Annotated in this window: 21 protein-coding genes; 9 read left to right on the top strand and 12 right to left on the bottom strand. The window is 60.8% G+C overall.

All coding sequences use genetic code 11. The features are described 5' to 3' along the window. Positions 1-22: 22 nt before the first annotated feature. Entirely contained in the window at positions 23-2464 is a 2442-nt protein-coding gene (locus tag GIV35_RS18920; RefSeq protein WP_105228873.1) for a TonB-dependent siderophore receptor, read from the top strand. 186 nt (positions 2465-2650) lie between these two features. On the opposite strand, the gene ilvD is transcribed toward GIV35_RS18920, so the two are convergent. The 3 genes from ilvD to GIV35_RS18935 all read right to left on the bottom strand — a co-directional run bounded on the left by ilvD (position 2651) and on the right by GIV35_RS18935 (position 7234). Next, positions 2651-4492, bottom strand: coding sequence for a dihydroxy-acid dehydratase (ilvD, locus tag GIV35_RS18925; protein ID WP_213153236.1), 1842 nt, complete (start codon positions 4490-4492; stop codon positions 2651-2653). 229 nt (positions 4493-4721) lie between these two features. Then, on the bottom strand, positions 4722-5912 hold the full coding sequence (locus GIV35_RS18930) for an MFS transporter (RefSeq protein WP_223023084.1): 1191 nt from the start codon (positions 5910-5912) through the stop codon (positions 4722-4724). A 125-nt stretch (positions 5913-6037) separates the two neighbouring features. Continuing rightward, positions 6038-7234 carry a class I SAM-dependent rRNA methyltransferase gene (locus GIV35_RS18935; protein WP_071490392.1) on the bottom strand — a complete coding sequence of 399 codons (1197 nt, stop codon included), beginning with the start codon at positions 7232-7234 and terminating at the stop codon, positions 6038-6040. Positions 7235-7511: 277 nt separating this feature from the next. Here GIV35_RS18935 and GIV35_RS18940 point away from each other — a divergent pair, with 277 nt between their 5' ends. Together GIV35_RS18940 and mutM are read left to right on the top strand one after the other, a co-directional pair. Beyond that, positions 7512-8324: an HDOD domain-containing protein gene (locus tag GIV35_RS18940; RefSeq protein WP_177430956.1), complete on the top strand. Its 813-nt coding sequence runs from the start codon at positions 7512-7514 to the stop codon at positions 8322-8324. A gap of 21 nt (positions 8325-8345) precedes the next feature. Continuing rightward, positions 8346-9158, top strand: coding sequence for a bifunctional DNA-formamidopyrimidine glycosylase/DNA-(apurinic or apyrimidinic site) lyase (mutM, locus tag GIV35_RS18945; RefSeq protein WP_003195148.1), 813 nt, complete (start codon positions 8346-8348; stop codon positions 9156-9158). 122 nt (positions 9159-9280) lie between these two features. Here the strand turns inward: mutM and GIV35_RS18950 are convergent, their stop codons facing one another. From GIV35_RS18950 to GIV35_RS18970, 5 genes are all read right to left on the bottom strand, one after another. Further along, a complete protein-coding gene (locus tag GIV35_RS18950; RefSeq protein ID WP_003195146.1) occupies positions 9281-9532 on the bottom strand; it encodes a YfhL family 4Fe-4S dicluster ferredoxin in 252 nt (83 codons plus the stop codon). 162 nt (positions 9533-9694) lie between these two features. Beyond that, positions 9695-10174, bottom strand: coding sequence for a pantetheine-phosphate adenylyltransferase (gene coaD, locus GIV35_RS18955; RefSeq protein WP_003195136.1), 480 nt, complete (start codon positions 10172-10174; stop codon positions 9695-9697). Between the two features lie 103 nt (positions 10175-10277). Beyond that, the gene (locus GIV35_RS18960) at positions 10278-11873 is read right to left on the bottom strand and encodes a GMC family oxidoreductase (RefSeq protein ID WP_198715560.1); all 1596 of its coding nucleotides are present in this window, start codon (positions 11871-11873) and stop codon (positions 10278-10280) included. 53 nt (positions 11874-11926) lie between these two features. After that, complete coding sequence (locus tag GIV35_RS18965) at positions 11927-12472, bottom strand: hypothetical protein (RefSeq protein WP_034128957.1); 546 nt, start codon at positions 12470-12472, stop codon at positions 11927-11929. Positions 12473-12501: 29 nt separating this feature from the next. Beyond that, entirely contained in the window at positions 12502-13929 is a 1428-nt protein-coding gene (locus GIV35_RS18970) for a coniferyl aldehyde dehydrogenase (RefSeq protein ID WP_197881949.1), read from the bottom strand. 145 nt (positions 13930-14074) lie between these two features. Here GIV35_RS18970 and GIV35_RS18975 point away from each other — a divergent pair, with 145 nt between their 5' ends. Next, positions 14075-14746 (top strand): TetR/AcrR family transcriptional regulator, encoded by a 672-nt coding sequence (locus tag GIV35_RS18975; protein WP_005792294.1) that lies wholly within the window; start codon positions 14075-14077, stop codon positions 14744-14746. Between the two features lie 33 nt (positions 14747-14779). Further along, on the top strand, positions 14780-15634 hold the full coding sequence (locus GIV35_RS18980; protein WP_034128955.1) for a sulfurtransferase: 855 nt from the start codon (positions 14780-14782) through the stop codon (positions 15632-15634). A gap of 72 nt (positions 15635-15706) precedes the next feature. Here the strand turns inward: GIV35_RS18980 and GIV35_RS18985 are convergent, their stop codons facing one another. The 4 genes from GIV35_RS18985 to GIV35_RS19000 form a co-directional block, all read right to left on the bottom strand. After that, the gene (locus tag GIV35_RS18985; RefSeq protein ID WP_198715563.1) at positions 15707-16705 is read right to left on the bottom strand and encodes a hydrolase; all 999 of its coding nucleotides are present in this window, start codon (positions 16703-16705) and stop codon (positions 15707-15709) included. Positions 16706-16865: 160 nt separating this feature from the next. Continuing rightward, entirely contained in the window at positions 16866-17483 is a 618-nt protein-coding gene (gene rsmD, locus GIV35_RS18990; RefSeq protein WP_105228864.1) for a 16S rRNA (guanine(966)-N(2))-methyltransferase RsmD, read from the bottom strand. Beyond that, a complete protein-coding gene (locus tag GIV35_RS18995) occupies positions 17483-18973 on the bottom strand; it encodes a M16 family metallopeptidase (protein ID WP_105228863.1) in 1491 nt (496 codons plus the stop codon). The genes rsmD and GIV35_RS18995 overlap by 1 nt, the downstream gene beginning before the upstream one ends. Continuing rightward, the gene (locus GIV35_RS19000) at positions 18966-20321 is read right to left on the bottom strand and encodes a M16 family metallopeptidase (RefSeq protein WP_003195117.1); all 1356 of its coding nucleotides are present in this window, start codon (positions 20319-20321) and stop codon (positions 18966-18968) included. Before GIV35_RS19000 ends, GIV35_RS18995 begins: the two co-directional genes overlap by 8 nt. A 232-nt stretch (positions 20322-20553) precedes the next feature. Here GIV35_RS19000 and ftsY point away from each other — a divergent pair, with 232 nt between their 5' ends. The 4 genes from ftsY (at position 20554) to rpoH (ending at position 24620) form a co-directional block, all read left to right on the top strand. Beyond that, a complete protein-coding gene (gene ftsY / locus GIV35_RS19005; RefSeq protein WP_236264430.1) occupies positions 20554-21948 on the top strand; it encodes a signal recognition particle-docking protein FtsY in 1395 nt (464 codons plus the stop codon). After that, positions 21945-22616, top strand: a complete 672-nt coding sequence (gene ftsE, locus GIV35_RS19010; RefSeq protein WP_003195112.1) for a cell division ATP-binding protein FtsE — start codon at positions 21945-21947, stop codon at positions 22614-22616. Before ftsY ends, ftsE begins: the two co-directional genes overlap by 4 nt. Further along, a complete protein-coding gene (gene ftsX, locus GIV35_RS19015; protein WP_054897584.1) occupies positions 22613-23635 on the top strand; it encodes a permease-like cell division protein FtsX in 1023 nt (340 codons plus the stop codon). The genes ftsE and ftsX overlap by 4 nt, the downstream gene beginning before the upstream one ends. Before the next feature lie 130 nt (positions 23636-23765). Next, complete coding sequence (gene rpoH / locus GIV35_RS19020; RefSeq protein ID WP_003176698.1) at positions 23766-24620, top strand: RNA polymerase sigma factor RpoH; 855 nt, start codon at positions 23766-23768, stop codon at positions 24618-24620. The last annotated feature ends 273 nt before the right edge of the window (positions 24621-24893 follow it).

Consider the following 24893-nt stretch of genomic DNA (forward strand, 5'->3'; position numbering starts at 1 on the left):
TTTGTACCGGGGAGCACCATTCATGGCACACCGATTCGCCACACGGCCCTTGCTGGCCTTGGCCATTTCCTTGGCTAGCTGTATCGCGCCGTCGTACCTGCAGGCCGCTGAGGCCAACCAGGCCCAGACCTACCGCTTCGATATTCCCGGGCAGGGCCTGGACGCTGCGCTGGCGGCGTTCTCGGCGGTGACGCGGGTTCAGGTGCTAGTGAATGGGGAGTTGACCCAGGGGGTGATATCGCCGGGTGTGAAGGGCAACCTGGGGCAGCGTGAAGCCTTGGGGCAACTGCTCGGCGGCACGGGACTGAGCGCGGCGTTTATCAATGCCGATACCGTCACCCTGGAAAAACGTGTGGTACCAGGTTCAGCCCTGGAAGTGGGCGCCACCACCATCACGGCCGAACGCCTGGGCGTCACCACCGAAGGCACGGGCTCGTACACCACGGGGGCCGTGACCCTGGGCAAGGGCGAGCAAAAACTCAAGGACATCCCGCAGTCGGTCAGCGTCATGACCCGCAAGCAGATGGATGATCAGAACACCACCAAGCTCTCTGAAGTGGTCAAGCGCACGCCCGGCCTGACAGCGACCAAGTCTCCCGGCTCCGGTATGTTCATCTTCTCCCGTGGCTTCGAGGTTGGCACCCTGCAATACGACGGTGTGGGGATTCCACGTAACACTTACACCTTGGGCAGCTATCTCACCGAAAACATGGCCATTTACGACCGCGTCGAGACGCTGCGCGGCCCGGCCGCCTTGCTGCAAGGTGCCAACAGCCCCGGCGGCACCATGAACCTGGTGCGCAAGCGCGGGCAGCAAGCGCCGACGGCGACCATTACCGCCAAGGCTGGCTCATGGGACCACTACGGCACTCAGGTCGATGTCGGTGGCCCGCTGAACGCCGCAGGCACCTTGCGCGGACGCTTCGTGGCGGATTACGACACCACCGATTCCTTCGTCGACTATGCGGGCGGCTGGAACCAGACGGTTTATGGCGCCGTCGACTACGATTTCACTCCCGACACCACCGTCGGCCTGGGCATCAGTAACCAGAAGGGCCATTCGCGCCCCAACTTCATGTCGTTGCCCCGTTATGCCGACGGCAGTGATATCGGTCTGCCGCGTTCGACATTTGTCGGCGCCAGTTGGAACCGCAGCGTCAACAATCAGACTCAGGTGTTTGCCGACATCGAGCACCGCTTCAACGATAACTGGAAAGTGAAAGCCGCACTGGTAGCCATGGATGAGCACAACGACGCAACCTACCAGGCGACGTGGGACACGGTACCCGTCGGCGGTGGCGCTGTGCCCTATGTAGATTGGATCACCGACTTCAATACCAAGAGCCGCGGCGCGGATGTGTATGTAAACGGCAAGTTTGAGGGGCTGGGCTTCCAGCAGGAAGTGGTGCTGGGCGCCAACTATTCCAAGCTCACCACCGACGACCAGTGGGCACGGGCTTCAAACCCCGGCGCGGATATCTTCAACATCGACCACAACCGCCCACAGCGCGACAAGTACCAATTGTTCCAAGAGGGTGCCGCCTCGAAGAGCTGGTATGACATTCGCCAGAAAGGCATCTATGGTACCTGGCGTGTGAAAGTCCTGGACCCGCTGACGTTGATCGTCGGTGCGCGTACCAGTTGGTATGACTATTCCTACATTGGCCAGAGTGGTTTCAAAGGCACATATGGTGCCCCGCAAGACAATACCACCCAGTCCAATGGCAAGGTTACGCCCTACGCCGGCCTGGTCTATGCGCTCAACGAGCAGTGGTCGGCCTACGCCAGCTATGCCGATGCCTTTGAGCCGCAAACCAACCTGACCACCTCCGGCTCCCTGCTCAAGCCTATCGAGGGCAAAAACTACGAGTTGGGCATCAAGGGAGAGCTGGCTGACGGGCGCCTCAATACCTCGTTTGCGATCTTCCGTTACGATCAGGAAAACCGTAGCGTGCAGGACCTGCAAGGGCCAATGAACTGCAATGGTTGGTACTGCTCGGTCGCCTCTGGCAAGGTCCGCAGCCAAGGCTTTGAAGCCACACTCAGTGGTGAGGTGCTGCCAGGCCTGCAGCTGGCCTCCAGCTACACCTACAACACCACTGAATTCCTCAAGGACGACACCTACGAAGGCAAGATTTTCAGCACTTGGACCCCCAAGCACTTGCTCAAGGTCTGGGGTGATTACCAGTTGCCGGGCGATTGGCAACATTGGAGCGTGGGTGCCGGTGTGACCGCGCAAAGCAGCACCGAAGCCTATGACCGTACGTTCAGCGTGCCGGGCAATGCATTGTGGGATTCGCGGGTGGCCTACAAGATCAACCAGGAATTCACCGTGGCGGCAAACCTGAACAACATGTTCGACAAGAAGTATTACATCCCGGCCTACAACGCGAACTGGGGCAGCAACTACTACGGGGACCCACGCAATGTGATGTTCACCATGACCTATACACCACAGTTCTAAGAGATTACCTATATCCAATGCGGGGGCTGGCTCGCCCGCAATGGCGGTGTGCCAAACAAGAACTCACCGGCAGGCCTATAGCTATCGCAGGCAAGCCAGCTCCCACAGTTGATCCTCGGTGTTGTGGAGGTTTTGGCCAGGCATAAAAATGCCCCGCACCTGGCGGGGCTTTTTTATGCACGGGGCTTACAGGCCGTCGAGCATGGCTTTGTTGCGTACCGCACCTTTGTCGGCACTGGTGGCCAACAACGCGTAGGCCTTCAATGCGGTGGTGACTTTGCGCGGGCGCTTCTCCACTGGCTTCCAGCCTTTCTTGTCCTGCTCAACCCGGCGTGCCGCCAGTTCTTCATCGCTGATCAACAGGTTGATCGAGCGGTTCGGAATGTCGATCAGCACCTTGTCGCCATCCTGCACCAGGCCAATCGCGCCACCGGCAGCGGCTTCCGGGGAAGCGTGGCCGATGGACAGGCCCGAAGTACCGCCGGAGAAACGGCCGTCGGTCAGTAGGGCGCAGGCTTTGCCCAGGCCTTTGGATTTCAGGTAGGAGGTGGGGTAAAGCATCTCCTGCATACCCGGGCCGCCTTTAGGGCCTTCGTAGCGGATGATCACAATATCGCCTTCCTTGACTTCGTCCGCGAGGATGCCGCGTACCGAGCTGTCCTGGCTTTCGTAGATCTTGGCGCGGCCTTCGAAGACGTGGATGGACTCATCCACGCCTGCCGTTTTGACCACACAGCCGTCGAGGGCGATGTTGCCGTACAGCACGGCCAGGCCGCCTTCTTGCGAGTAGGCGTGCTCGACACTGCGGATGCAGCCGTTTTCACGGTCGGCGTCCAGGGTGTCCCAACGGGTCGACTGGCTGAACGCGGTCTGGGTCGGGATACCGGCCGGGCCGGCCTTGAAGAAGGTGTGCACGGCTTCGTCGTCGGTCTGGGTGATGTCCCACTTGGCGATGCCTTCGGCGATGGACTTGCTGTGCACGGTCGGCAGGTCAGTGTGCAGCAGGCCACCACGGGCCAGGGAACCGAGGATCGAGAAGATCCCGCCGGCGCGGTGCACGTCTTCCATGTGGTACTTCTGGATGTTCGGCGCGACCTTGCACAGTTGCGGCACGTGACGGGACAGGCGGTCGATGTCGCGCAGGTCGAAATCGATCTCGGCTTCCTGGGCGGCGGCCAGCAGGTGCAGGATGGTGTTGGTGGAACCGCCCATGGCGATGTCCAGGGTCATGGCGTTTTCGAACGCCTTGAAGTTGGCGATATTGCGCGGCAACACCGACTCATCGTTCTCGCCGTAGTAACGCTTGCACAGCTCGACGATGGTACGGCCGGCCTGCAGGAACAACTGCTCACGGTCGCTGTGAGTGGCCAGTGTGGAACCGTTGCCCGGCAAGGCGAGCCCCAGGGCTTCCACCAGGCAGTTCATCGAGTTGGCGGTGAACATGCCGGAGCACGAACCACAAGTCGGGCAGGCGCTGCGCTCGTATTCGGCGACCTTCTCGTCAGAAGCGCTGGAATCGGCGGCGATCACCATGGCGTCGACGAGGTCGAGGCCGTGGGAGGCGAGCTTGGTCTTGCCGGCTTCCATCGGGCCGCCGGAGACGAAGATCACCGGGATGTTCAGGCGCAAGGCAGCCATCAACATGCCGGGGGTGATCTTGTCGCAGTTGGAGATGCACACAATGGCGTCGGCGCAGTGGGCGTTGACCATGTACTCCACGGAGTCGGCGATGATCTCGCGGCTCGGCAGGGAATACAGCATGCCGTCATGGCCCATGGCGATACCGTCGTCCACGGCGATGGTGTTGAATTCCTTTGCCACGCCACCGGCGCGTTCGATCTCGCGGGCGACCAGTTGGCCCAGGTCCTTGAGGTGGACATGGCCCGGCACGAATTGGGTGAACGAGTTGGCAATCGCGATGATCGGCTTTTTGAAGTCGTCATCTTTCATCCCCGTGGCACGCCACAGCGCGCGCGCACCGGCCATGTTGCGGCCGTGGGTGGATGTTTTCGAGCGGTAATCAGGCATTGGAGCACTCCGGGCGGCTAATCAAGTACTAAAGGGGAGTGAGCTTCTAATTGACGACTGGAACACTCAGAAAATGGCCGTGTGTCCGGAAGTTGCCACTCGCGTCGCGGGATCGCCGCTTGCTTGGGCCTCGAGCTCATAAACCCGCCGGGGGATGACTGGCGATGAATAGGGCCGATTCTACACCGCTGGCGGCTGGAGGGAATGGGCGCAACCTTGAAGTTAGCCGCTACAGGACGTGCGGGTGGCGCCGTGCCCATGAGTTCAACGCAAGGGCGGCGAGGCTCAGAATCAGAAAACACAAGCCAAGCGCAGTACTCAACTGGTGAGTAAAGGTGCTGATAAACGCACTGATACAGCCGCCAGCAATGAACAGCACTGCCGCAACGGCGGAAGCCGCGGCTCCCGCATTGTCTGGAAACAGGCTCATGGCCTTGGAGTTGGAAATGGGCCGGGTGATGGTGGTGCCCGCCGTGCAGAGCAGCATGGGCACCAACACTGTCGGGGTTGATAAGCCGAACAGGTAAGCCAATAGCAGCATGACCACGCCAGAGATAGCGATCAGAACCAGCCCGACTGCCATCTGGGTAGCCGCCGGCAGCCGTTTGTGCAGGACGCCTGCACAGAGGCCACCCACTACGTAGGCGGCGCCGTAGAGAAGCAAGGTCAATGAGTACTCATGGGGTGACAGCTTTAACTGGTCCATGAAAATGAGCGGTGACACAACGATGAATGAGAAATGACAGGCGAAGGTGATCGCGGAGATCGTGGCGTAGCTGGCGAAATGTCTGTTGGCGAAAACCTTGGCGTAGGCCCTGAAAATACCCCGCTCGCTTGGCGCGGTTGGAGGGAAGCCGCCATGCAGTAATCGGTGAGCCATAATCCACGTCGCGGCACAGAGGGCGATAAACGCGTAGAAGCTGGCTTTCCATCCCCAGTGCAATTGCAGCCATGCGCCCAGCACCGGGGAAATCGAGATGAAGATGCCTCCGGCCGTGGCCATTGCTATGCGCAACCGCTCCTGTTCCCTGCCGAAAAAAAGGTCCTGCACCAGCGCTTGGGACAGTATGAAACCACCGCAGCCTATGGCCTGAATGACTCGGAAGAACAGGAATTGGGGTGTGTTTCTGGCGGCCAGACACCCGGCTGCACCCAGGATGGCCACTACCATACTGACCAGTAGTAACTTCTTGCGGCCGACCCTGTCGGACAGCGGGCCGATCAGCAGCATTGAGCAGGAAAACCCAATGGCGAACAGGCTGACGGATCGAGCGATATGGGTGGTCGAGGTATGGAAGTGTTCCGCCAGGGCGGGAAAGGAGGGCAGTACGACGTCAAGGGGGAAGACGCCCAGCAAAGTCATGCTCATCAGCCAGAAAACCAAGAACGGTTTTTCAGCCTGTGTAATTGCCTTCGACATGCGCGAGCCTCGGTTCCATGAGAGGGGCGCGGATCGAGTCTGCGCTACTGAAAGTCAAAGCCTGGGGCAGTACGACATTTCCTGAAAACCTGTAGGAACCCGTAAGTCCCTACAGGGGAACGCCATCAGCTATTGGGCAACAACCGGCACGTAATGCTCTTGATATAGCGCGTTTCGGCAATCGCTGGGTGCACCGGGTGGTCCGGGCCTTGGCCGCCACGTTCGAGCATCTGGATGTTGCGGTCCAGGTGGCGGGCGCTGGTCAGCAGGATGTTCTGCAGGTCGTCTTCCGGCAGGTGCATGGAGCAAGAAGCACTGACGAGGATGCCGTCTTTGCTGAGCAGGCGCATGGCTTGCTCGTTGAGGCGGCGGTAGGCGCCTTCGCCGTTTTTCATGTCTTTTTTGCGTTTGATGAAGGCCGGTGGGTCGGCGACGATCACGTCGAAGCGTTCTTCGCTGGCTTTCAGTTCTTTAAGCGCTTCAAAGACGTCGCCTTCGATGCAGGTCATCTTCTCGGCAACGCCGTTCAGCGCGGCGTTGCGCTCTACGCCGTCGAGGGCGAAGGCGGAGGCGTCGACGCAGAACACTTCACTGGCACCAAAGGCGGCGGCTTGCACGCCCCAGCCGCCGATGTAGCTGTACAGGTCCAGTACACGCTTGCCCTTGGCATACGGGGCCAGGCGGGCGCGGTTCATGCGGTGGTCGTAGAACCAGCCGGTCTTTTGGCCCTGGATCACCGGGGCTTCGAATTTCACGCCGTTTTCTTCCAGCGCCACCCACTCCGGCACCAGGCCGAACACGGTTTCGACGTAGCGGTTGAGGCCTTCGGCGTCACGCGCGGCGGAGTCGTTCTTGAACAGGATGCCGCTGGGCTTGAGCACCTGGGTGAGCGCAGCGATCACGTCTTCTTTATGGGCTTCCATGGTCGCCGAGGCGATCTGTACCACCAGGATGTCGCCGAAACGGTCGACCACCAGGCCCGGCAGCAGGTCGGAATCACCGTAGACCAGGCGGTAGAACGGCTTGTCGAACAGGCGGTCACGCAGCGACAGAGCCACGTTGAGGCGGTGTACCAGCAGCGACTTGTCCAGCGGCAACTTGATGTCGCGCGACAGCAGGCGGGCACAGATCAGGTTGTTCGGGCTCATGGCCACGATGCCCAGGGTCTTGCCGCCGGCCGCTTCCAGGATAGCCTGGTCGCCTGCCTGGAAGCCGTGGAGTGGGGTGGCGGCCACGTCGATTTCGTTGCTGTAGACCCACAGGTGGCCGTTGCGCAAACGACGATCGGCGTTGGCTTTGAGACGCAGGCTTGGCAGGGACATGACGTCGCTCCGGAAAAAAGAGCGGGAGTATACCCTTTGCGCACTCTTTCATGTGGGAGCTGGCTTGCCTGCGATGCGGGCGGTGCGGTGTATCAGACGTACGGTGGTGATGCTATCGCAGGCAAGCCAGCTCCCACATTCGATCGGGTTTCACTTGGGTTTTTGGGTGTCGGCCACATCTGCATAAGGGGTAGAATTCGCGCCTAGCCCAGAGTGTGTACTTATGTCCCAAGAGCTTTCCGCCGAGCAGATCCAACAGGCCCTGCAAGGCATCAGCGTGCCGCCTCAACCGCAAATCATGGTGGATTTGCAGATGGAGCAGTACATGCCCGACCCGGACCTGGAAGTGATTGCAAGGTTGATCTCCCAGGACCCGGGCTTGTCCGGCGCGCTGCTCAAGATCGTCAATTCGCCGTATTACGGCCTGAGCAACAAAATTGCATCGATCCAGCGCGCGGTAAACCTGTTGGGCAGCCGCTCAATCATCAACTTGATCAACGCGCAGTCGATCAAGGGCGAGATGAGCGACGACACCATCGTCACCCTCAACCGCTTCTGGGACACCGCCCAGGATGTGGCCATGACCTGCCTCACACTGGCCAAGCGCACCGGCTCGCAAACCGTCGACGAGGCCTATGCCTTGGGCCTGTTCCACGATTGCGGCGTGCCGTTGATGCTCAAGCGCTTCCCCAACTACATGTCCGTGCTGGAACAGGCTTACGCCAACGCCGGCCCTGATTGCCGCGTGGTCGATACTGAGAACAATGCGTTCCACACCAACCATGCCGTGGTCGGCTACTACACCGCCAAATCCTGGCGCCTGCCGGAGCATGTCACCGACGCCATCGCCAATCACCATAACGTCCTGGCGATTTTCAGCGATGAGACGTCGCGCAACCCGCAGCTCAAGAACCTGCTGGCAATTTTGAAGATGGCCGAGCATATCTGTTCGTCCTATCGCGTACTGGGTAACCAGGCGGTGGACCATGAGTGGAATGCCATCGGCCATCTGGTGCTGGATTACGTGGGCCTGTCGGACTACGACTTCGAGAGCCTGAAGTTGTCGATCCGCGAACTGGGCGCGCACTGACCCGTCATTCAAGAGGTACACATGCCCGAGTTACCAGAAGTCGAAACCACCCGACGCGGCATTGCCCCGCACCTGGAAGGCCAGCGCGTCAGCCGCGTGGTAGTGCGTGAGCGGCGCCTGCGCTGGCCAATTCCGGAAGACCTGGATGTGCGCCTGTCGGGGCAGCGCATCGTGCTGGTGGAGCGCCGGGCCAAATACCTGTTGATCAATGCCGAAGTGGGCACCTTGATCAGCCACCTGGGCATGTCGGGCAACTTGCGCCTGGTTGAGGTAGGTATGCCGGCGGCCAAGCATGAACATGTGGATATCGAGCTGGAATCGGGTATGGCCCTGCGCTACACCGACCCGCGGCGCTTCGGTGCGATGCTCTGGAGCCTCGACCCGCACAACCATGAGTTGCTGATGCGGCTGGGGCCGGAGCCGTTGACCGACCTGTTTGATGGCGAGCGTTTGTTCCAGCTGTCACGCGGCAAGTCCATGGCGGTGAAGCCGTTCATCATGGACAACGCGGTGGTGGTGGGCGTGGGCAATATCTATGCGACAGAGGCGCTGTTTGCAGCGGGGATTGACCCGCGCCGCGCCGCCGGGGGAATTTCACGCGGGCGTTATTTGAAGCTGGCGATTGAGATCAAGCGGGTGCTGGCCGCTGCCATCGAGCGGGGCGGTACCACGTTGCGGGACTTTATCGGTGGCGATGGGCAGCCGGGGTATTTCCAGCAGGAACTGTTCGTATATGGCCGGGGCGGCGAGGCGTGCAAGGTCTGCGGCACTGAGCTGCGCAATGTGGTGCTGGGGCAGCGGGCGAGTGTTTTTTGCCCTAGGTGTCAGAGCTGATGGTTGGGTGAGGGCTGATATCGCTATCGCGGGCAAGCCAGCTCACACATTTGAAGTATTCACATATCCAAGTGTGGGAGCTGGCTCGCCCGCGATGAGGCCTTTACGGGCCATAAAGAGGCTTAGGCCTTACCGGTAATCTTGCGGTACTTCTCCATCAACTGCTCTTCAGTCTCAGGGTGTGCCTCGTCCAGAGGAATGCAATCGACCGGGCATACCTGCTGGCACTGCGGTTCGTCGTAGTGGCCGACGCACTGGGTGCACAGGTTGGGGTCGATCACGTAGATCTCTTCGCCTTGGGAAATGGCGGCGTTCGGGCACTCGGGTTCGCAGACGTCGCAATTGATGCAATCGTCGGTGATGATCAGGGACATGGAAACTCCTGCCAGGGCACTCTGCCAAGGCATCTGAAAACTAATGCGCGCAATTGTGCCGCATTGGCGCCCGCAGTGCGAGCCTGTCTCTGTGGTGAGGGATGAAAGGATTGGGACTGCTGCGCAGTCCAGCGGGAGCAAGCTCCCTCGCCACAATGAGTCTTACTTCTTGAAGCGCAATGTCAGTGCATCAGCTACAGCTGGATGCACGAACTTGGTGATATCTCCGCCCAAAGCAGCGATTTCACGAACCAACGTCGAGGAAATGAACGAATAACGCTCCGACGGCGTGAGGAACAGGCTTTCCACGTCCGGCGCCAATTGGCGGTTCATGTTGGCCAGCTGGAATTCGTATTCGAAGTCCGACACCGCACGCAGGCCACGCAGGAACACATTGGCGTTCTGCTCCTTGGCGAAATGCGCCAGCAATGTCGAAAAACCCACTACTTCCACATTCGGCAGGTGCTTGGTGACCTCTTGCGCCAGCTCCACACGTTGTTCCAGGGGAAACAGCGGGTTTTTCTTGGGGCTGGCCGCGACCGCGATGATCACATGGTCGAACAGGCGAGAGGCGCGTTCGACCAGATCGCCATGGCCTTTGGTAATCGGGTCGAAGGTACCTGGGTACAACACTCGGTTCATCGCGTCGTCCTGGCGGAGTCCGTTGGGGAACCGGATGGTATCGCAGCATTACCGGTGGGCCAAGTCGACTTATGTAGATAGATAACGTGAATACCCTGTCTTTTCATGCCGTTTTCAGACGTTCGGCCAATGCGCTCGCCAGTTGCGCGGTCAATCCGTACACCGACAATTGCGGGTTGGCGCCAATGCTGGTGGGGAACAGCGAGCCATCGTGGATCGACAGGTTACGCAACTGATGATGGCGACCCAGGCTGTCGGCAACGGCATTTTTCGGATCTTCACCCATGGCACAACCGCCCATCACGTGGGCGCTGCCCAGGGTGGTGCGATGCAGTTCCAGGCTCAGACCGTCGATCACGCTGCGCGCTTCGGCCAAGTTGTTCACAAAGCGCGCGTCGTGATGCAGGGGCTTGACCGATTTGGCCCCCGCCGCGAACTGAATCTCGGCCATGCTGTGGAAGGCCCGGCGCAGGCCGTCCCAGGCGTAGGGCGAGACCTGATAGTCGAGCACTGGGGTGCCGTCACCGCGTAACTCCACCGTACCGCCCGGGCTGTCGGGGTGAAAGCCGTCGCGCAGCAGGGCGAGCATGGCGTGGGTGTGGGGTAATTGGTTCATGTCCAGGGCGTTCTGGTTGCCATAGCCACCAAACAGGGTGCTCGCCAGGCCTGGATGCAGGGGCGGTGCTTCCAGTTTGTAGGACATTTTGCCGGTAGTGCCGTCCTGCCATTGGAAATGGTCGGAGTAGATCGATTGCGGCGCACCGTAGAAGGGGTTGATCACCTCGTCGAACAGCCCAGCGGAGAAATTGACCAGGTGCAGGAAGGTGCGCTTGCCCAGCCGCGAGTGTGGGTCGGGCGCGTCCGAGCGCATCAGCAGGGCCGGGCTATTGATACCGCCGCCCGCCAGCACATAGTGCTTGGCTTTCACGCTGATCTTGCGCCCTGTGGGCGCTACGCAGCGTTCGTCCATGGCCACGCATTCGAGGCTGCTGATGGTGTCGCCGCTGTATGTGAGCCGTTCGGCGCGGGCCAGGTAAAGCAGTTCGCCGCCCTTTTCCAGGGTGGACGGGATGGTCGTCACCAGCATTGACTGCTTGGCGTTGACCGGGCAGCCCATGCCGCAATACCCCAGGTTGAAGCAGCCGCGCACATTGCGCGGGATCACATGCCAGCTGTAGCCGAGCTTTTCGCAGCCTTTGCGGATCACATCGTTATTGGCATTCGGCGGCAGCGCCCACGGCGCGATGCCCAGACGCTGTTCCATTTTTTCGAACCAGGGCGCCATTTCGGCGCTGCTGTGGCCTTTGACCGCATATTCGCTGGCCCAATGCGCGAGGGTAGCGTCAGGGGTGCGAAAGCTGGAGGTCCAGTTGATCAAGGTGGTACCGCCCACCGCCCGGCCCTGCAGGATGGTGATAGCGCCGTCCTTGCTCATGCGGCCGATACCTTCCTGGTAAAGGCTGGCGTAGGCTTCGTCTTCCAGCAGCTTGAAATCACTGCTGGTCTTAAGCGGGCCTTCTTCGATCAGCAACACCTTGTAGCCGGCGGCGCTGAGGATTTCGGCGGTGGTACCGCCCCCGGCGCCGCTGCCGATGATGGCGACATCCGCTTCCAGGGTCAGGTCGTTATCCAGGGCGGCGCCATTGTGGGTTTTCCAGCCACGGGCCAGGCCGTCGCGGAACAGATCGGGTACGGGCATAGGTGTGCTCTCTTATTCTTGTCGGAAGATGCAATCTTGGGGGATTGCCCAGGCTAGATCTTGGGCGGGCCGGGGTAGCCGCAATGGGCCCAGGACTCGGGCCGGAAGTACCAGGCCATGATCACCAGTTTGAGCAGCGAGCCCTGGCCCATGCGCAAAAGGTTCAGGTAACTGTTTTCCCAGCGGTGCAGGAAATTGCGGATCTGTTCGCTGCTGGCGTTTTCCCAACTGCCCCAGATACCGGTCAGCGGGCCGCGGGTAATGCCCATGCCCAGTACGTCGAATAATTGCTGGGTGAGCTTGAACATTTCGGGCGACAAGTGCTGCAGGCTGTAATCGAGCTTTTTCAGGGTGTCCTCAATACCGGCAAGCACTTGCTCGGCACTGGCCGCTCCTTCTAGCAGCACCGGGATTACAGCCCGCAAGAACGGCAAGTCGCTGGTGCGCAACATCGCAAAGCCGCTGGCTGGCGTACTGCTGGAGCAACCGCTGAGGCTGGCGCCCAACCCGGCGGTGGCGAGGAAGGCGCTGGCACACAGGCCGATTTTCAAGACGCCGCGCCGTGACAGCGCGGGTGAATCAGTCAGGCTGGGGTTCATTGTTTTTATAGTCCCGAAGGTGGCGGTTATCAGCGGATAAACAGCTTCTGAATCAGCTTCTGGATCGACTTGCCATAGGGCGGGTAGATCAACTTCGCTGCGTTCAGGCGCTGTTTGACCAGCACACCCTTGGCCTTGCTGAACGTCAGAAAACCTTCGTGACCGTGGTAATGGCCCATGCCTGACGGGCCGATGCCACCGAACGGCATATCGTCCTGAGCGACGTGCAGCAAGGTGTCGTTCAGGCACACACCACCGGAATGGGTTTCGTGGAGCACCCGCGCTTGTTCGCCTTTGTTGTAGCCGAAGTAATACAGGGCCAATGGGCGTGGGCGCTGGTTGATGTAGGCAAAGGCTTGGTCAAGGCCGCGATACGGCACGATGGGTAGGAGCGGGCCGAAGATTTCGTCCTGCATCACGGTCATGTCGTCGCTGACATTCAACAGCAGGCTGTGGGCCATTCGCCGAGCCTGGCCTTGCTCGTACAGCGGGATCAAGGTGGCGCCTTTGTCGGTGGCGTCCTTGGCGTAGGCATTGAGCCGGGCCAGTTGGCGTTCGTTGATGATGGCGGTGTAGTCCGGGTTGTCGGCCAGCGTCGGATAAAACCCGCGCACGGCTTTGGAATAGGCCTCGACAAAGCCCTCCACGCGATCTTCCGGTACCAGCACATAATCCGGCGCCACGCAGGTTTGCCCGGCGTTCAAGGCTTTGCCGAAGGCGATGCGTTCGGCAGCATCCTTGAGCGGCACGTCGGCCGAGACAATGGCTGGCGATTTGCCGCCCAGCTCCAGGGTCACCGGCGTGAGGTTTTCGGCCGCCGCACGCATCACGTGCTTGCCTATGCTGGTAGCGCCGGTGAACAGCAGGTGATCGAAGCGTAACTTGGAAAACGCCATGCCCACGTCAGCTTCGCCCAGCACGACGCACACCAGGTCCTCGGGGAAGATCTTGGCCAGCAACGCCTTGAGCAGCTCGCCGGTGGCCGGCGTGGATTCGCTGAGCTTGAGCATCACCCGGTTACCGGCAGCCAATGCCCCAACCAGCGGGCCGATGGCCAGGTACAGCGGGTAGTTCCACGGCACGATGACGCCGACGACCCCCAGTGGCTGGTAAATGACTTTGGCTGAGGCGGGCTGGAAGGCAATGCCTACAGCGCGGCGGGAAGGTTTCATCCAGCCCTTGAGGTGTTTGCTCGCGTAGTGAATGCCATGCAGGCTAGGCATCAATTCGGCAAACAGGGTTTCGTCGGCGCTGCGATGGCTGAAATCCTGGCTGATGGCATTGATCAGCGCCTGGCGTTCGTCGCTCAGCAGATCCCGCAGAGCTTTGAGCCATTGCTGGCGCTGCCCGGCCGGCGGCATCGGGTTGGCGGCATAGGCGCGGCGTTGGGCGTCGAACAGGTCCTGGAGTTGATCCAGCGCCTGGGAATCTTGCAGGTAGGCAACGTTGGCAGACATGGCGCGGCACCGATTGTTATTGGTCTGCCTGGATTTTTAGAGTCATTGCTCTAAATTGTCAAATAACATTGCAGTAACATCCAGATTTATCCTGGCCGGGTTAGGCCGTAAGATGCCCCATCCCGTGTATAGAAGCTGATCCCCTATGGCACCACGAGTAAAGACCAGCGAGCGCATTGTGCAAACCAGCCTGGAGCTTTTTAACCAGCAGGGCGAGCGCAGTGTCAGTACCAACCACATTGCCGCCCACATGGAAATTTCCCCGGGCAACCTGTACTACCACTTCCCTAACAAGCAGGCGATTATCGCCGTGCTGTTCCGCGAATATGAAGCGTTGGTAGACAGTTTCCTGCGCCCACCCCAGGGACGCACGATGGTGGTGGAGGATAAACGCTTTTACCTGCAAGCCGTATTGGCCGGCATGTGGCGTTATCGCTTCCTGCATCGCGACCTCGAACACCTGCTGGAGAGCGACCCGGAACTGGCGACCGGCTACCGGCGTTTTTCCCAGCGTTGCCTGATCCAGGGCGGCGCGATCTACCAGGGCTTTGTCGATGCCGGCATTCTCAATATGGACCCGGTGCAAACCGAAGCCCTGACCCTGAATGCGTGGATCATCCTCACCTCGTGGGTGCGCTTTTTGTGTACCACCAATGAAAAATCCACCCACCTGAGCGCCGAGGCGATCAAGCGTGGGGTCTATCAGGTGCTGGTGCTGGAGGCGGGGTTTGTCACGCCGCAGGCCAAAGAGGCGGTGGACGCCTTGTTCAAAGAGTTTTACGTGCCGTTGAATCAGGCACTGGAAGAAGTGAAGTAAGACCTTTCCCCTTTGTATTCACAGGAGTCAGTCATGCCGCTTGCCCAACTGATCAGCCCCCAGCAATTGGCCGAGCGCCAACAGTCGAGCGGGTGGGTGATCCTGGATTGCCGCTTTGCCCTGGAAGACCCCGACTATGGCTTGTGCAGTTACGCCGAAGGGCATATCGAGGGCGCGCAATACGCCGACCTGGAGCGCCACCTGAGCGGCCCGGTGACCAAGGGCGTGACCGGTCGTCATCCTTTGCCGGCGGCGGATACGTTCGCCAGGCAACTGCGGGCCTGGGGTATCAGTGCCGACACCGATGTGGTGCTGTATGACGACGGCCCCGGAGCCTACGCCGCCCGTGCCTGGTGGTTGCTGGCCTGGCTGGGCAAGCGTGATGGCGTGTTTATTCTGGATGGTGGCCTCAAGGCCTGGCATGCCGCCGGTTTCCCCCTGAGCCTGGACGCGCCCGTGGTTGAGCCAGGTACCTTCGCCGGTACGCCGGATCATCGTCTGTTGCTGGATGCCGAACACCTGCAAAAGCGCCTGGGCCAACCCGGCCTGACCTTGATCGACGCCCGCGCCCAGCCGCGCTTTCGTGGCGAAGTAGAACCCATCGACCCGATTGCCGGGCATATCCCTGGCGCGCAATGCGCGGCGTTCAGTGAAAACCTGGGCAGTGATGGTCGTTTCTTACCGGCTGATCAGCTCAAGCAACGCTTTGCCGCGCAGCTGCAAGGGCGCCCGCCGCAGGAGTTGGTGGCGTATTGCGGGTCTGGGGTGACGGCCTGCCATAACCTGTTTGCGTTGAGCCTGGCGGGGTACCCGTTGGGTAAGTTGTATGCGGGGTCGTGGAGTGAGTGGATTACCAATCCGGCGCGGGAAATTGCGAAGGGCGACTAAACGATCGGTGTGAACACTTGCTTAAAATGTGGGAGCTGGCTTGCCTGCGATAGCGGTGGGCCAGCTCCCACACTATTGACCGTATTGGGTCTGGAGCCATTGCGGGATCCGGCGCTCCAGATAGTAACCAGGACGCTTCAGCGAACCCTCCACAAACCCCACATGCCCGCCCTTGGCCAGCAACTCGAACTCGATGCAGTCCGACAGCTCACTGGCGTCAGGCAAGCTGTGCGCAAACACAAACGGATCATCAGCCGCCTGGATAATCAGCGTCGGCGTGCGGACACCGCCCAGGTAATAGCGACTGGAGGCGCGGCGATAGTAATCCTCGGCACTCAAGAAACCATGCAGCGGCGCCGTCACTCGCCCATCGAAGTCCCAGAACGTGCGCATTTTCTCTAGAGAACCCAGTGCCTCCAGGGTTTTGAGCCCATCCTCACGACCGTCCTGTAGGAATTGGCGTTGCTTGACGCGGATATACGCCAGCATCTCGCGCATGAAGTGCTTTTGATACACCCGCGAAAACCCCAGCCCGATGCGATCCGCGCATTGATCCAGGCGAAACGGCACCGACACCGCCGCCGCGCCCTGCAGCCCTGAAGCCTCGCCGGTTTCCCCCAAATGCTTGAGCAACACGTTGCCGCCCAGGGAGTAACCCACCGCGTACAAGGGCGCCAAAGGCCGCTTGGCGCGCAGATGAGCAATCGCGGCTGCCAGGTCTTCGCTGGCGCCGGAGTGATAGCTGCGAGCCAGCAGGTTGGGCTCGCCCGAGCAGCCGCGCCAGTTCAACGCAGCACTGGCCCAGCCTTGGGTGGCGAGGACTTTTTGCAGGCCGGCCACATAGGGCGAATTGGACGAACCGGTCAGCCCATGCAACACCAGCACCAAAGGCGCTTGCACGTCATGAGGCCCATGCCAGTCGAGATCGAGGAAGTCGCCATCCTCCAGCCACAGGCGCTCACGCTGACGCTCGATGTGGGTGGTCGGCCGCCACAGCGGCCCCCACAGTGTCTGCAAGTGTGGATTGCCGAGGCCGAAGGCGGGTTTGAACAGGTCGCAAGAAGGGGTCATGACGCTCTCGGTGGCAAGTGAACTCACTGTGGCGAGCGAGCTTGCTCGCGCTGGGCCGCGTAGCGGCCCCATCAAGAACACTGCGTTTATTCAGTCGGAACACCTTGGCAGGTTTCAGGGCCGCTTCGCCGCCCAGCGGGAGCAATCTCTAGCCACACGATCAGGCGGCGTTTTCGACCAAACGATGCCACAACGCGTAATACACCCGCCCGGACTTCTGCTCCCGGTGCAGGCGCCAGCCACTTGGCAGGCCGAGCGTGGACGGCGCGGTCTCGCTCTCAGTGTAGATCCAGGCATCCGGTGCCAGCCACTGGCGCTCTTCGAGCAAGGCACACACGGTCGGCAGCAGGTTCTGGTTGAACGGTGGGTCGAGGAACACTACGTCGTATTCAGTCGCTGCCTGGGTTTCCAGGTAGCGCAGCGCGTCGGCCGTCTGCACCTGGCCGGTGGTGCAACGCAGCGTGCCCAGATGCTCCTTGAGGCTGGACACCGCCACATTGCTGGCGTCCAGCGCCTGGCCCTGGGCCGCGCCACGGGACAGCGCCTCCAGGAACAGCGCGCCGCTGCCGGCGAACGGGTCCAGCACTTTGGCCCCGCCTATGTACGGCGCGAGCCAGTTGAACAGGGTTTCACGCACGCGATCGGGCGTCGGGCGCAGGCCCACGACGTCGGGGAAGCTCAGCTTGCGGCTGCCCCATTCACCGCCAATGATGCGCAGTTGGCCCACACCGTTATGCACGTTGTGGACAGGTTTTTTCGGGCGAGATGAACTGGCCATTAATGCTCCGGAACCCCGAGCGGCTGCTCGGCAGGTTTATCAGTGGGGGGCGGTAGTGGCTTTTGCGCAATCGTCGGGCCGGCGGTCACGATGACCATCTTGTCGGCGCTCAAGTGTTTGTTCATTGCAGCCTTGACCTGATCGACGGTCAGGGCCTGGGATTGTTTCATGAAATCTTCCAGATAGCTCAGCGGCAGGTTGTAGAAACCCATGGCGCCCAACTGCCCGACAATATCGGCATTGCTGGCGGTGGACAGCGGGAAGCTGCCAGCCAGTTCGCGCTTGGCGTCGTCCAGTTCTTTTTGTGTTGGGCCGTTCTTGAGGTAATCAGCCAGTACATCCTCAACCAGGCGCAGGGTGCCGCCGCTCATTTCGGCGCGGGTCTGCAGGTTGATCATGAACGGGCCGCGCACCTGCATCGGTGAGAAACCGGAGTACACGCCGTAGGTCAGGCCGCGTTTTTCACGCACCTCGCTCATCAAACGGGTACCGAAGCCGCCGCCGCCAAGGATCTGGTTGCCCAGGGACAAGGCTGCGTAGTCCGGGTCGGCGCGGTCGATGCCCAATTGCGCAAACAGCAGGTGGGTTTGCTTGGACGGAAACTCGATACGGCTCAGGCCGGCTTTTGGCTCGGTCGGTTGAGCGATCTTGGCCATGGCCGGGCCTTTGGGCAGCGATGCCGACACTTTGGCCGTCATGGCCTCGGCTTCTGCACGGGTCAGGTCGCCGACGACCGCAATCACCGCATTGCCCGCCGCATAGGCTTTGGCATGGAACGCCTTCAGCTGTGCCAGGGTAATTTTCGGCACGCTTTCTGGGGTGCCTTCGCTCGGATGCGCGTAAGGATGGTCGCCGTACAGACGCTTGAACAGCTCGATGCTCGCCAGTTTGCCGGGGTTCTGTTTCTGGTACTCGAAACCGGCCAGGATCTGGTTCTTGATCCGCGCCAGGGAATCCGCCGGGAACGTCGGCTGGCCAATCACCTGGTCGAACAGGGCCAGGGCGGCGGTGCGCTTATCGTTGTCGCTCAGGCTGCGCAGGGTCACCAGCGCCATGTCGCGATAGGCGCCGTTGCCGAAATCGGCCCCCAGGCCTTCGAACCCACTGGCGATCTGGCTGACATCCTTGCCCGGCACACCTTCGTTAAGCATGGCGTTGGTCATCAGCGCCAGGCCTGGCACGTCGCCATCCTGGCTGCTGCCGGCGGCAAACAGCAGGCGCATGTCGAACATCGGCAATTCGTGGGCTTCGACGAACAGCACCTTGGCGCCTTCGGCGGTGGTCCAGGTTTGTACGTCGAGCTTGCGGTTGGTCGGTGCCTTGCCATCCAGTTCCGCCAGGGACTGCAGGGTGCTGGCCGTTTGAGCCTTGTCCAGGGCCTGGCTGGCGACCGACTCGCTCGGGCGCAAAAAGTAAACGGCGCTGGCCGCCATCAGGGTGACGGCGATCAGGCCGGGCAGGATCAGGCGGCTGTTTTTGCGATCACTCATGAGCGGTCTCCTCAGGCAAAACATGGGCGACGCTCAGACGTTCGCGGGTGAAATAAGTGCGTGCGGCCTTCTGGATGTCTTCCGGGGTCACGCTTTGCAGGTCGGCAAGCTCCGTGTCCATGAGCTTCCAGGACAGACCAACGGTTTCCAGGGAGCCGATGGCCGTGGCCTGGCTGGTGATGGAATCACGCTGGTACACCAGGCCGGCAATGACCTGGGCACGGATGCGCTCCAGTTCTTCGGCGGTCGGCGGCTTGGCCTTCAACTCATCGAGCAGGCGCCACAGGCCGGCTTCGGCTTGGGCGACGGTTTTCTTCTTCTGCTGGTTCGGCGTGGCCGAGAGGGTAAACAGGCTGTCGCCACGGGTGTAGGCGTCGTAGTTGGTGGAAGCCGCGGAAACAAGTTCCTCACCGCGCTCCAGTTGCTCGGAGATCCGTGCACTGTAGCCGCCGTCCAGCAGGGCCGAGATCAGGCGCAGGGCCTGCACCGAGCGTTTGTCTTCGGCGGTGGCGAGGCCAGGCACGTTGAAACCCAGGAACACGCTTGGCAGTTGGGTCTGCACGTGCAGGGTCAGCAGGCGCTCGCCGGGCTCGGCCAGTTCCATCGGGATTTTTGCCGGCGGCACGTCACGCTTGGGGATCGGGCCGAAGTAACGTTGGGCGAGGTTTTTCACCTCGTCCGGGGTCACGTCGCCGACCACCACCAGGGTGGCGTTGTTCGGCACGTACCAGGATTGGTACCAGTGGCGCAGTTCCTCGACCTTCATGCGGTCCAGGTCGGCCATCCAGCCGATGGTCGGCGTGTGGTAGCCACTGGCCGGGAACGCCATGGCCTTGAAGCGCTCGAACGCCTTGGACATGGGGTTATCGTCGGTGCGCAGGCGGCGTTCTTCCTTGATTACCTCGATTTCCCGGCTGAACTCGTCTGCCGGCAGGCGCAGGCTGGCCATGCGGTCGGCTTCCAGCTCAAAGGCCACACCCAGGCGATCACGGGCCAATACCTGGTAATACGCGGTGTAGTCGTCGCTGGTGAAAGCGTTTTCTTCGGCGCCCAGGTCGCGCAGGATCAGCGAGGCTTCGCCGGGGCCAACCTTGGCGCTGCCCTTGAACATCATGTGTTCCAGGGCGTGGGACAAACCGGTCTGGCCCGGTGTTTCGTAGCTTGAGCCAACCTTGTACCAAACCTGGGAAACCACCACCGGCGCGCGATGATCTTCGCGCACGACCACTTTGAGGCCGTTATCGAGGGTGAATTCATGGGTGGGTTGTGGATCGGCAGCCAAAGCTGAGAGAGGCAGACAAACTGTGCTGAACAGCAGGCCTGCGGCGCGGCGGGCTAGAGCATTCATTCGTTTTTAAACCTGTTGGGCTGCCCGCTTGGTCTTAGCGTCGGCGGGCGAGGAGGTGCTAGGATACTGATCCGACCTAGGGACGGCCACTGCGGCTGTCTTGTTGAGGCTCTATTTAGGCCTTACAAAATGTTGCGCATGAACGAGCTGGCTAAAAAACAGTCTGTTACGCATCGAATTTTATTTACCGACGCGCCCTGTGGCGCGTCGCTACCTTGAGATAGCCGTCTCCATGTTTGGTTCCAACGACGACAAGAAGACCCCAGCTGCGGCTGGCGAGAAGAAAGGCCTGTTCGGATGGCTGCGCAAAAAGCCGCAGGAAACCGTCGTCGAACAGCCGCAGGTTCACGCTGAACCGACCCCTGAACCCGTAATAGAAGCCGAACCGGTTGCCGAGACGCCAGTTCCGGTGGTGTTGCCGATGGCTGAGCCGGTGTTGCAGCCGGTCGTCGAGGCCGAGCCGGAGCCGGAGCCGGAGCACAAGCCCTGGTTGGAGCTGCCGGTGGCCGAAGAGCCTGTGGCGTTGGTGGAGGATGTTCAGGCCGAGCACGTCGTGCCGCCGATTCCTGCAGTGGTTGAGCCGGCGCCGGTAGAGGTGGTGGCTGAAGTACCGCCCGTCGTTGAAGTGCCGGCACCGGTTGTTGCCGCACCTGCCGTCGTCGAGCCAGAGCCTGTCGTCGCCTCCACCGAAACCAGCAAAACCGGTTTTTTTGCCCGCCTCAAGCAGGGCCTGAGCAAGACCAGCGCCAGTATTGGCGAAGGCATGGCCAGCCTGTTCCTGGGCAAGAAAGTCATTGATGACGAGCTGCTGGAAGACATCGAGACCCGCCTGCTCACCGCCGACGTGGGCGTCGAAGCCACCGCCGTGATCATCCAGAGCCTGACGCAGAAGGTCGCGCGCAAGCAGTTGACCGACGCCGACGCCCTGTACAAATCCCTGCAGGCTGAGCTGGCCGCCATGCTCAAGCCGGTTGAAGCGCCGCTGGTGATCACCCCGAAAAAGCCGTTCGTCATCCTCGTTGTTGGGGTTAATGGCGCTGGCAAGACCACCACCATCGGCAAGCTGGCCAAGAAGCTGCAAGGTGAAGGCAAGAAAGTCATGCTCGCCGCCGGTGACACCTTCCGTGCCGCAGCCGTCGAGCAGTTGCAGGTGTGGGGCGAGCGCAACAAGATCCCGGTGATTGCCCAGCACACCGGTGCCGACTCTGCGTCGGTGATTTTCGATGCTGTGCAAGCCGCCAAGGCGCGCAACATTGACGTGCTGATCGCCGACACCGCCGGTCGCCTGCACACCAAAGACAATTTGATGGAAGAGCTGAAGAAAGTGCGCCGCGTGATCGGCAAGCTTGACGCCGATGCACCCCACGAAGTCTTGCTGGTGCTCGACGCCGGTACCGGCCAGAACGCCATCAGCCAGGCCAAGCAATTCAACCAGACGGTGCAACTGACCGGCCTGGCATTGACTAAGCTCGACGGCACGGCCAAGGGCGGTGTGATTTTCGCCCTGGCCAAACAGTTCGGGTTGCCGATTCGCTATATCGGCGTCGGTGAAGGCATCGACGACCTGCGCACCTTTGAAGCCGAACCCTTTGTACAGGCACTGTTTGCCGAGCGGGAGCGTTCATGATTCGATTCGAACAGGTCGGTAAACGCTATGCCAACGGGCATGTGGGCTTGCATGAGCTGAGCTTTCGAGTGCGTCGCGGCGAATTCTTGTTTGTCACCGGCCATTCAGGCGCGGGCAAAAGTACGCTGTTGCGCCTGCTGCTGGCCATGGAACGCCCGACCACCGGCAAGTTGCTGCTGGCGGGCCAGGACCTGGCCACTATCAGCAATGCGCAAATTCCATTCCTGCGCCGCCAGATCGGCGTGGTATTCCAGAACCACCAGTTGCTGTTCGACCGCACGGTGTTCAACAACGTGGCCCTGCCGTTGCAGATACTGGGGCTGTCCAAGGCCGAGATCGTCAAGCGCGTGGACTCGGCCCTGGAGCGTGTAGCCTTGTCGGACAAGACCGACCTCTTTCCCGGCGACCTGTCCACCGGCCAGCAACAGCGTGTCGGTATCGCCCGTGCCATCGTCCATCGCCCGGCTTTGCTGCTGGCGGACGAACCCACCGGTAACCTCGACCCGCGCCTGGCGGCCGAGATCATGGGGGTGTTCGAAGACATCAACCGCCTGGGCACCAGCGTCTTGATCGCCAGCCACGACCTGGCCCTGATTGCCCGTATGCGCCATCGCATGCTGACCCTGCAACGCGGCCGCCTGATCGGCGATGGGGAGGCTGGCGTATGAGTGCTACACGCAGCCCTAAAGTATCCGAACGCGTGGCGCCGAAACCGGCCGACCCGCAACCGAAAAAGAAGAAGCACGACGACGACGACGGCCCGGACTTCGGCACCCTGGTGCACGCCTGGATCGAAAGCCATCGCGCCAGCCTGCTGGACAGCCTGCGGCGCCTGGGCAAGCAGCCGATTGGCAGCTTTTTCACCTGCCTGGTCATGGCGGTGGCCTTGAGCCTGCCGATGGGCTTGTCGCTGTTGCTTAATAATGTGGAGCGCCTGGGCGGTTCCTGGCAGCGGGCGGCGCAGATTTCGCTGTACCTGAACCTGGACACCAGCAGCAAGGAAGGCGAAGCGCTGCGTGACGATATCAAGAACATCCCGGGGGTAGCCGAGGCCGAGTACATCAGCCGCGACCAGGCTCTCGAAGAGTTCCAGCAGCAATCCGGCCTGGGCGAGGCGCTCAAGGAGCTGCCGCAGAACCCGCTGCCGGGCGTGGTGCTGGTAACGCCGAACGAGGTCGACAAGCCGGCGCTGGAAGCCCTGCGACAAAAACTCGCAGAGATGCCGAAGGTGCAACAGGCGCAACTTGATCTAGTCTGGGTAGAGCGCCTGGCCGCGATCCTCAAGCTGGGTGACCGCTTTGTGTTCGGCCTGACGGTGTTATTAGTGTCTGCATTACTTTTGGTGATAGGTAATACCATTCGTCTTCATATTGAAAACCGTCGCACCGAGATAGAAGTGATTAAACTGGTGGGCGGCACAGACAGCTATGTGCGTCGGCCTTTCCTATACATGGGCGCGCTGTACGGCCTGGGTGCGGGGATCTTGTCTTGGGGGGTACTGGCGTTTGGCCTGGATTGGTTGAACGACGCGGTTGTCGGCTTGGCCGGGCTCTACGGCAGTGATTTCGCTCTGGCCGGTGTGCCGGTAGCCGATGGTCTGAGTCTCTTGCTTGGCGCGGTGTTGTTGGGGTATATCGGTGCGTGGATTGCGGTGGCACGGCATTTACGCGAGCTGGCGCCGAAGTAGTTAATGCCAGATTAATGTGGTTTCGTTTGTATTGACCGTATCAGCGGTTTAGGGAACTTGTCCTACGGTTCCCAGGTCAATTTTCGCAGTGCTGAACTGCACGAGTTATGTGAGTCGGAGGTTTTTTCGTATGACCACTTCTTTGCAACCTGCTTATGCCTTGGTCCCGGGTGCGAACCTGGAGGCTTATGTGCACACGGTCAACAGCATTCCATTGCTGACGCCCGAGCAGGAGCGTGAACTGGCCGAGAGTCTCTACTATGAGCAGGATTTGGGGGCGGCTCGGCAGATGGTGCTCGCCCACCTGCGTTTTGTCGTACATATCGCCCGTAGCTATAGCGGCTACGGTCTGGCCCAGGCCGACCTGATTCAGGAAGGCAACGTTGGCCTGATGAAGGCAGTGAAGCGTTTCAACCCTGAAATGGGCGTGCGCCTGGTGTCGTTTGCCGTGCACTGGATCAAGGCGGAAATCCACGAGTTCATCCTGCGCAACTGGCGCATCGTGAAAGTGGCCACCACCAAGGCCCAGCGCAAGCTGTTCTTCAACCTGCGCAGCCAGAAAAAACGCCTGGCGTGGCTGAACAACGAAGAAGTCCACCGCGTGGCCGAAAGCCTCGGCGTGGAGCCGCGTGAAGTGCGCGAGATGGAAAGCCGCCTGACCGGCCATGACATGGCCTTCGACCCAGCCGCCGAAGCGGATGACGACAGCGCCTTCCAATCGCCGGCCAACTACCTGGAAGACCACCGGTACGACCCGGCGCGTCAACTGGAAGACGCCGACTGGAGCGACAACTCCAACCACAACCTGCACGAAGCGCTGGAAGTGCTGGACGACCGCAGCCGTGACATCCTCTACCAGCGCTGGCTGGCAGAAGAAAAAGCCACGCTGCACGACCTGGCGCAGAAGTACAACGTGTCGGCCGAGCGGATTCGTCAGCTTGAGAAAAGCGCGATGAACAAGCTGAAGTTGTCGATCGCCGCTTAAAACGCTACGAACAAAAAATGCCCCGGTCGAAAGACCGGGGCATTTTTGTTTGTGTTCGAAAAGTCTCAAGCCCAACTCGGTTTAATGTGGGAGCTGGCTTGCCTGCGATAGCGGTATGTCAGTTTGCAGATAATTGGCTGACCTGCCCTCATCGCAGCATAGGTATCTACATAACTCTGTTAGCTCAACGGTAACCACGATGCGAAGCGAGCCGCTCTTGATCTTGATCTGCTTTTGATCTTAGGCGCCCCGTTAAACCACGCTGGCCGGAAT

Origin of the sequence: Pseudomonas sp. PA-1-6B (assembly GCF_021609545.1) — a bacterium.
Classification (GTDB): domain Bacteria; phylum Pseudomonadota; class Gammaproteobacteria; order Pseudomonadales; family Pseudomonadaceae; genus Aquipseudomonas; species Aquipseudomonas fluorescens_BV.